Raw genomic sequence first — 8,068 nt, 5'->3', positions numbered from 1 at the left:
CAGCCCGCCGAGCAGCTCGGCAGGGCGGACGTGTCCCCGCCGCTGACCTTCTCCAGGGACGCCACGGCGTCCTTGATCGTGTCGACCTTGATCAGGGTCAGGCCGTCGGGGGTGTTGGCCGCCGCGGTGGCGCAGTTCGCGGCCGGGGTGAGGAAGTAGGAGGCGCCGGCGTCGCGCGCCCCGACGAGCTTCATCTCGATGCCGCCGATCGGTCCGACCCTGCCCGAGTCGTCGATGGTGCCGGTGCCCGCGACGAACGCGCCGCCGGTCATCTGCCCGGGGGTGAGCTTGTCGACGATGCCAAGGGCGAACATGAGGCCGGCGCTCGGCCCGCCGACGTCCTCCAGCCGGATGTCGATCTCGAACGGGAACGTGTGGTCGGTGCCGGCCTGGATGCCGACGATGGCGCGGTCCCCGTCGTCGGCCCGCTTCGTGGTGAGGGTGACCTTCCGGGTGGAGGTCGGCTCCCGGCCGGCCTTCTCCGCGGCGGCGGCCTCCGCGGCGGGGACGATCGTGAAGTCCACCGGCTGCCCGGGCTGCCGCTTGGTGACGACGGCCGCCACGTCCTGCGGCGCCTTGACGGGGGTGCCGTCGACCGCCCTGATCACGTCGCCGGCGTGCAGCTTGCCCTGAGCGGGGCTGTCCTTGACCACGGAGGCGACGACCACGCGCGACGTCACGGGGATGCCGAGCTGCCGCAGAGCGGCGACGCGGGCGCTCTCCTGCGACTGGGAGAACTCCTCGGCGTTCTCCTGGGTGGACTCCTCCTCCGTCGTGCCCTCCGGGTACAGGGTGTCGTGCGGGACGACGACGCTGTCGTCGGAGAGCCACCCGGTGAGGGCTTCGGCCAGGCCCATCCGGTACTCCGCGCCGGTGACCCGGACCGTCGTCATGTTGAGGTGTCCCGAGGTCCGGTAGGTGTCACGGCCGGAGATCTTGATGACGGGCTGGCCGCCGGACGAGCCGAGCGTGTTGACGGTCGGCCCCGGGCTCATCTCCGCGTAGGGAACCGGGATGAACAGCCCCGCGCAGATCAGCGCGATCAGGACGAGAGCGGAAGCGAGCATCGTCGCGGTGCGGCGTGGCATGGAACGACAGTACGGGACGGGCCCTCCCGTGCACTGCCGGGGCGGCCGTCCGAGGTGATCACACGATGATCTCGCCGGCGGGGGCGGACGGAGCGACTCAGGCGGGGCCGCCGCCCGAGTGGGTCTTGTCCATGGCCTCCCGGAACCTGGCGTAGCCCGTCAGTTCCGCGATGTCCCCGGTGGTGCGGTCCCGGGAGGCCCAGCCTCCCCATATCGCGGCACCGACGGCAGCGAACAGCGGAATCAGCAACCAGGCGAGTGCTGCCATCGCGAACCTCCCGTCCCCAAGATCGAAAGCGACTGGCCGATCAGAAGATTAACCGTCCGCACCCTCAACGCTCGTGGCGGGGACGAAGTTTCGCAAATCGGCGCGGCGGCAGAACACGGGCCCACCGCACCCGGCCCGGGTCGGCGACCGGGGCCGGCGGGCCCGGCTCTCGCCGGGGGCGCGCGGCCCGCCGGGGCGGCTCCTGCCGGGAGGCGAGGGCTCCTGCCTGGTCGTCGGGCCCGCGGCCACGAGGATCGGGCCCTGCCGGTCGGCGGCGCTGCCGGGAGGCGCAGGACGTGCCGGTCGGGGGGCCCGCGGCCCGGAGCGGTGGGGCGGGCCCGCCGTTCCCCGCCGCGGCGGCCTTCCGGGCCACCGACGGTCGCGCCCGTCCCGGGCTCGGCCCGGCGGGGCGTCACAGGGCCGGCCTCAGCAGGCGCCGACCCACTCCTCTGCGCCGTCCGAGAAGCGCTGGTGCTTCCAGATCGGGACCTCGTGCTTCAGGCCGTCGATCAGCCTGCGGCACGCCTGGAACGCCTCGGCCCGGTGCGGGCAGGACACCGCGACGACGACGGCGAGGTCGCCGACGGCGAGATCGCCGACGCGGTGCACGGCGGCCAGGGCCCGCACCGGGAAGTCGGCGGCGACCTTCTCGGCGACCCGGCGCAGCTCGGCCTCGGCGGTGGGGTGGCTGGAGTAGCCCAGGGAGTCCACGTCGGCGCCGCCGTCGTGGTTGCGCACGGTGCCGACGAAGAGCGCGGTGCCGCCGGCGGCGTCGTCGCCGACGGCGCGGAAGACCTCGTCGAGGGAGAGCGGGGTGTCGCGGATCGCCAGCAGCCGGATCGGGTCGGTGGCCGCGCGCTCGCCGGGGTGGTCGTTCGTGGAAGCCATGGCCCCATCGTGCCGTACGGGCCCGCCGCGCGGTATTGCCTGTTCGCCCCGCGGACGTACGCGCGCGTTGGAGCCTCGTACAGCGCCTTCGCGCTCAGCCCGCCGGTGGCCCCGCCCCGCGCGCGCGGCGCCGCTCACAGGCCGCGGCGACGGCGGGCGCGGCGTACGAGGGCGGCCGTACCGAGCAGGGCGACCGTGGCGCCCGCGGCGCCCGCGGCCGTGGCGTCCTTGCGGCCGAGGCGGCGGCCCGCGACGGTGTGCCTGCCCTTGACCTCGTCGAGGAGTGCGGCGAGCACCTCCTCGTTGGTCCATTGGGGGCGCCACCCGGCGTCGTGGAGGCGGCCGACGCTCACCACCCACGGGTGCATGGTGTACGCGAGGTCGCCGGCCGGCGACGGGGTGAGGCCGATCCGGTGCAGGCGGGTCGCGGCGCCCAGCGCCACGGCGGAGGGCAGCTCCATGCGCCGGATGCCGCTCAGCTCCTCGACCTCCTCCTGCTCCAGCCAGCCGTCGCACCCGACGGCGAACTCCCCGTCGACCTTCTCCAGCGCCGCGTACTCCAGGGCGGCGGCCAGGTCCTCGACGTGGCAGAACTGCCAGGCGGGGCGGGAACCGGCGACCACCAGGAGCCGCGGGGACTCGAAGTAGCGGGTCAGGGCCGTGTCGGTGCCGCCGACGAGGACGGCGGGGCGGACCACGGTGATGTGCAGCCCGGGGTGGGCGCGGGGGGCGCGGCGGGCCAGCCGTTCGATCTCCATCAGGTCGCCGACGCCGGTGGCCTCGGCGGTGGCGCGCAGCTCGGCGTCCTCGGACAGGGGGACGTCGTTGTCGGGCAGGGCGCCGTAGACCATGGCGGACGTGCACAGCACGGCCCGGCGCACCCCCGCGGCCGCGGCTGCGGTGAGGACGGTCTGCGTGCCGCGCACGTTGTAGGCGGTGCGGGCGGCGTCGTCGGACTCCAGGTCGAGGTCCAGCGCGAGGTGGACCACGACGTCGGCGCCCCGCAGCTTGTCGGCGATGGCCGGGTCGCGGACGTCGAGGATGTGCCACTGCGCCTCGTCGACCTCGCCGCGGCGCTCGTCGATCGCGATGACCTGCTTGATCTCCTCGGACGCGACGAGGCGCCGGGTCAGCAGGGCGCCGACGCCGGAGGCGGCGCCCGTGACCGCCACGACGGGCCCTCGTGCGGTGGGCGGGGTTGAGCGGTTTCGCGCTGCGCGAACCTGCGGATCTGGGGAACTCACCAGGCGTCTCCAGCGGTTGTCTTCAGTACGTACGCGACGACAACGCGTGCGTACCAGGTGGCGTCCATCCTGCCGCAGGCGCTGCGTCAGTGGAGCACCGAGCCCCAGACCGGCCCGGATGTCTACGCTGGGTGTGATGTCGGGCCACCGCCGTCGGCACAAGGCCGGCGGCCCTACCAGCCGAGGAACCCCGTGAGCGACACCCCATTCGGATTCGGCCTTCCGCCGGAGGAGCCGGACGACGGCGACGAAGGCAAGAAGAAGCCCCAGGGTGGTGCGGACCCCTTCGGGTTCGGCGGGCTGCCCGGAGGCGGTCAGGGCGGCGACAACCCGTTCGCCGCGATGTTCGGGAACTTCAACCCGGCGGATCTGGGTGCCGCCTTCCAGCAGCTCGGCCAGATGCTGAGCTACGAGGGCGGTCCCGTGAACTGGGACATGGCGCAGCAGATCGCCCGCCAGACCGTCGCGCAGGGCACGTCCGACGGCACCAAGGACGCCAGTGTGGGCCCGGCCGAGCGGACGGCCGTGGAGGAGGCGGTGCGCCTGGCGGACCTGTGGCTGGACGGGGCGACGTCGCTGCCGTCGGGCGCGGGCACCGCCGTGGCGTGGAGCCGCGCGGAGTGGGTCGAGGCGACGCTGCCGGCGTGGCGGCAGCTGGTCGACCCGGTGGCCGAGCGGGTCGGCACCGCCATGGGCGATGTGCTGCCCCAGGAGATGCAGGCCGTGGCGGGTCCGCTGATCGGCATGATGCGCTCCATGGGCGGCGCCATGTTCGGCCAGCAGATCGGGCACGCCGTGGGCGCCCTGGCCGGCGAGGTCGTCGGCTCCACCGACGTGGGGCTGCCGCTGGGCCCGCCCGGGAAGGCGGCGCTGCTGCCGCTGAACGTGGCGGCGTTCGGCCGGGACCTGAGCGTGCCGCAGGACGAGGTGCGGCTGTACCTGGCCCTGCGGGAAGCCGCCCACCAGCGGCTCTTCGCCCACGTGCCGTGGCTGCGCTCGCACCTGTTCGGTGCGGTCGAGGGGTACGCGCGGGGCATCAAGGTCGACACGTCCCGGCTGGAGGACGCGGTCTCCCAGCTCGACCCGAGCAACCCCGAGCAGCTGCAGGAGGCGCTCCAGCAGGGCATGTTCCAGCCGGAGGACACGCCTGAACAGAAGGCGGCGCTGGCCCGCCTGGAGACGGCCCTGGCACTGGTGGAGGGCTGGGTGGACGCGGTCGTGCACGCGGCCGCCGGGTCCCGGCTGACCTCGGCGGACGCGCTGCGCGAGACACTGCGGCGGCGGCGCGCTTCGGGCGGGCCGGCGGAGCAGACCTTCGCGACGTTGATCGGCTTGGAGCTGCGGCCGCGGCGGCTGCGGGACGCCTCACGGCTGTGGGCGCTGCTCGGCGACGCGCGGGGCGTCGAGGGGCGCGACGCGCTGTGGGAGCACCCCGACATGCTCCCGACGGCCTCGGACCTGGACGACCCGGACGGTTTCGTGCACCGGGAGCACCTGGACTTCTCCGAGCTGGACAAGATGCTCGGCGAGGCCGCCGGAGGCGCCTCCCGGGAACGCCGCGACGAGGACGGCAACGGCGAGGACGGTGGCGACGGCGACCGCAAGGACGGTCCCGCCGCGTGAGCCTGCACGATGACGCCGTCCTGGTGCTGAAGGCGTACGAGGACGGTCAGGACGAGCTGCGCCGGGCGTACCTGGACCACCTCGCGGCGCACGGGCCGGACGCGATGTGGAAGTCCTGCTCGGCGGGGCATCTGACGGCCAGCGCGCTGGTGGTCGACCCGGAGCGGGGCCGGGTGCTGCTGACCCTGCACCGGAAGATGCGGATGTGGCTGCAGATGGGCGGCCACTGCGAGCCGGGCGACGCCGGGCTCGCCCAGGCGGCCCTGCGGGAGGCGACGGAGGAGTCCGGCATCGCGGGGCTGTCGCTGCTGCCGGGCGGGCCCGTGCGGCTGGACCGGCACGCGACGCCGTGCGCGTGGCACCTGGACGTGCAGTACGCGGCGCTCGCCCCGGCGGGCGCCGTGGAGGCGATCAGCGACGAGTCGCTGGACCTGCGCTGGTTCCCGTACGGCGAGGTGGCGGGCGTCGCGGACGACTCGGTCGTACGGCTCATGGAGCGCACCCTGGCCCGGCTGTAGCGGTACGCACGAGGGGGCGGCCCGCCGCGGTGGCCGCCCCCTCGTGCACGCTGTGCCGTCAGCTCCAGGCGTTGCCTTGGTTGCGGCCGTGCGCGCCCTGCTGGCCGACGCCGAACTGGGCACCCACCCCGGACCCGATCTGCGCGTGCTGCGGCGGCAGGACCTCGCTGGGCTGGACGAGGGCGAAGCCCTGGCCGAGGAAACTGAGCTCCCAGCCCTCGCCGGTGCTGCCGCGCCTGCGCAGGACGCCGGCGGAGTGCGTCTGCGCCTGCATCTGGACCCGCAGCGAGGACGACCAGGCGACGATCGCGTCCGCGTCGGCGCTGACGTACTTGTCGGGCGTGACCTGCATCATCAGGGGCTGGCCGGAGGTCATCAGGGCTACCTTGCCCCGGCCGGAGATGTTCAGCTGGTACTTGCCGGAGCCGGAGATGCCGTACTGGCTGTCCACGGCGATGACCTCGGTGTGCAGGGCGGAGTCGAGCGCCAGCACGTACGCGCTGTCGACGGTCAGCCCGTCCTGGTCCACGTCGACGACGTGGACGTACTGGGCGAGGTTCGCGAAGTAGACCGTGCCCTGCCCGGAGCAGCGCATCAGGTCGAGGCCCTCCCCTGTGCGGGCGCGCGCGGTGCGCTGGGTGCCGGTCTGGTACTCGCCGTCGAAGTCGACCAGCCCCTGGTAGGCGACCATGGCGCCCTTCCGGGCGAGCACGTCGTCGTGCCCCGTGAGGGCGACCCGGAGCAGCTGCGGGTTCTGCACGGTGTACCGGTCCTGGCTCTGCTGCTCCGTATACGCGAAAAGCGGGCTCTGCATGGGTGTTCTCGCTCCCCCTGGTCTCAGTGTCGGACCCGCATGCGGTCCGTACTGTCCTCGCTCGGCTGGACGACGACGATGCCCTGGCCGGAGAAGGCCATCTGGTACGCCTCGCCGCTGCCCCTCCCGATCAGGGAGCCGGCCTTGAAACTGCGCTTGCCCTTCACCTTCAACGACGGCGACCAGGCGACGAGTGCGTCCGGGTCCACGTACGTCTCGTCCTCGCCGCTCCCGCAGTCGACGACGATCGGCGTGCCGCGCGAGGTGAGCGCGACCCAGCCGGTGCCGGAGATCTGCACGTTCCACAGGCCCTGCCCGGCGAACTTCGCCATGCCCTTGACGCGCTCGACACCCCACTGGAGGTGCGCGTCGAACGCGAGGACGTTGGTGCCGTTGACGGACAGGGCGTCGTTGTCGAGGTTCACGACGACGACGTCGGCGCCGTAGTCGGCGAGGTAGAGCAGTCCGTCGCCGGAGCACTTCATCAGGGGCGCGCCCTCACCCGTGACCCAGGAGGAGGCGATCTGCCGGACGGCCGGCGGGTTCGGCTCGTACTGGACGAAGCCCTCGTAGGCGACGACGGAGCCGGTGCGGGCGAAGAGGTCCTGGCCGGTGGCCATGGCGACCTTCAGCATGGCGTTGCCGTGGTTCTCCATACGGGCCGCGGCGGGGGTCGGGGCGTAGCCCGCGATGCTCTGGTTCATGTGTCCGGTCCCCTCAGACCTCGTACGGCTGGACGACGATGAAGTTCCCCGGCGCCCCGCGGAACTGCAGGTTCACGGTCTCCCCGCTGTGGCCGGGGAAGGCGTTCCTGCGCAGCCGGACCTGGCTGGCCAGCACCACCTGGGAGGCCGCGGACCAGGCCACGACGGCGTTGCTGTCGGCGAAGGTGGTCGGCGTGACCGGCAGGACGACGGGCACGCCGTGGGTCTTCACCACGACGGTGCCGGTGCCCTGGAACAGCATCGTGAAGAGGGCGCCGCCGGGGATGCCGTGGCCCTCGATGCGGCGCACCTCGTGGTGCAGCGACTCGTCGAAGGCGAGGACGTTCTCGGCGGACACGCAGATGCCGTCGCCCTGCAGCTCGATGGGGTGCAGGTGGGTGCCTTCCTCGGCGAGGAAGACCTGGCCGCGGCCGGTGCAGCGCATCAGCTGCATCTCCTGGCCGGTGGCGTTGCCGACGATCCGCCCGGCGAAACCGGCGCCCTTGTAGCCGAACTCGACCTTGCCCTGGTACATGACCATGCTGCCCTGGCGGGCCAGGACGGGGGTCTGTCCCACGGCGAGGTCGACGCGCATGAGCTGCGGGTTCTGCGGCGTCCACCGCTGGCCGGTGGGTGTCTCCCGGTACTTCTGCAGCGCGGCTGCGAGGCCGGGTCCCTGCCCGGCGGCCGGGCCGCCGGGCACCGGGTGCGGCAGGGCGCCGACCGGGGGTTGACCGTACGGAGCGGCCTGGCCGGGCGGCGGGGTGTGGCCGTGGGCGGCCGGCTGGCCGTACGCGGCGGGTGCGCCGTGGGGCGGGGTGTGGCCGTACGGGGCCGGGGCGCCGTGCGGCGGGGTCTGGCCGGGCAGGTGGCCGTGCGGCGCGGGCTGCGGGGGCCCGTACGGCGCCGGCGGGTGCGCCG

9 protein-coding genes are annotated in these 8,068 nt (G+C 73.8%); 2 read left to right on the top strand and 7 right to left on the bottom strand.

Annotation, left to right across the window (positions count from 1 at the left end; translation table 11 throughout):
* From BJP40_RS08195 to BJP40_RS08185, 4 genes are all read right to left on the bottom strand, one after another.
* On the bottom strand, positions 1-1,088 hold a 1,088-nt coding region (locus BJP40_RS08195; protein WP_071279802.1), incomplete at its 3' end, for a PDZ domain-containing protein.
* Positions 1,089-1,185: 97 nt separating this feature from the next.
* A complete protein-coding gene (locus BJP40_RS34075) occupies positions 1,186-1,356 on the bottom strand; it encodes a hypothetical protein (protein ID WP_175499980.1) in 171 nt (56 codons plus the stop codon).
* A gap of 426 nt (positions 1,357-1,782) precedes the next feature.
* A complete protein-coding gene (locus tag BJP40_RS08190) occupies positions 1,783-2,244 on the bottom strand; it encodes a molybdenum cofactor biosynthesis protein MoaE (protein ID WP_071279800.1) in 462 nt (153 codons plus the stop codon).
* A 134-nt stretch (positions 2,245-2,378) separates the two neighbouring features.
* Complete coding sequence (locus tag BJP40_RS08185; RefSeq protein ID WP_071279799.1) at positions 2,379-3,488, bottom strand: NAD-dependent epimerase/dehydratase family protein; 1,110 nt, start codon at positions 3,486-3,488, stop codon at positions 2,379-2,381.
* A 192-nt stretch (positions 3,489-3,680) separates the two neighbouring features.
* Here BJP40_RS08185 and BJP40_RS08180 point away from each other — a divergent pair, with 192 nt between their 5' ends.
* Positions 3,681-5,111, top strand: coding sequence for a zinc-dependent metalloprotease (locus BJP40_RS08180; RefSeq protein WP_071279798.1), 1,431 nt, complete (start codon positions 3,681-3,683; stop codon positions 5,109-5,111).
* The gene (locus BJP40_RS08175) at positions 5,108-5,629 is read left to right on the top strand and encodes an NUDIX hydrolase (RefSeq protein ID WP_071270153.1); all 522 of its coding nucleotides are present in this window, start codon (positions 5,108-5,110) and stop codon (positions 5,627-5,629) included. The genes BJP40_RS08180 and BJP40_RS08175 overlap by 4 nt, the downstream gene beginning before the upstream one ends.
* Before the next feature lie 58 nt (positions 5,630-5,687).
* On the opposite strand, the gene BJP40_RS08170 is transcribed toward BJP40_RS08175, so the two are convergent.
* The 3 genes from BJP40_RS08170 to BJP40_RS08160 all read right to left on the bottom strand — a co-directional run.
* The gene (locus tag BJP40_RS08170) at positions 5,688-6,443 is read right to left on the bottom strand and encodes an AIM24 family protein (RefSeq protein ID WP_071279797.1); all 756 of its coding nucleotides are present in this window, start codon (positions 6,441-6,443) and stop codon (positions 5,688-5,690) included.
* Positions 6,444-6,466: 23 nt separating this feature from the next.
* A complete protein-coding gene (locus BJP40_RS08165) occupies positions 6,467-7,147 on the bottom strand; it encodes an AIM24 family protein (protein ID WP_071279796.1) in 681 nt (226 codons plus the stop codon).
* Between the two features lie 13 nt (positions 7,148-7,160).
* Positions 7,161-8,068 (bottom strand): AIM24 family protein (locus tag BJP40_RS08160; RefSeq protein WP_177204335.1); only part of this gene is annotated, 908 nt, incomplete at its 5' end.

Source organism: Streptomyces sp. CC53 (assembly GCF_001865245.1).
Taxonomy (GTDB): Bacteria; Actinomycetota; Actinomycetes; order Streptomycetales; family Streptomycetaceae; genus Streptomyces.
This window is presented reverse-complemented; position numbering and strand designations above follow the sequence as displayed.

Excerpts from the sequence above, each read along its gene's own strand:
- BJP40_RS34075 (WP_175499980.1), bottom strand. The coding sequence starts at position 1,356 with ATGGCAGCACTCGCCTGGTTGCTGATTCCGCTGTTCGCTGCCGTCGGT.
- BJP40_RS08190 (WP_071279800.1), bottom strand. The coding sequence starts at position 2,244 with ATGGCTTCCACGAACGACCACCCCGGCGAGCGCGCGGCCACCGACCCG.
- BJP40_RS08170 (WP_071279797.1), bottom strand. The coding sequence starts at position 6,443 with ATGCAGAGCCCGCTTTTCGCGTATACGGAGCAGCAGAGCCAGGACCGG.
- BJP40_RS08165 (WP_071279796.1), bottom strand. The coding sequence starts at position 7,147 with ATGAACCAGAGCATCGCGGGCTACGCCCCGACCCCCGCCGCGGCCCGT.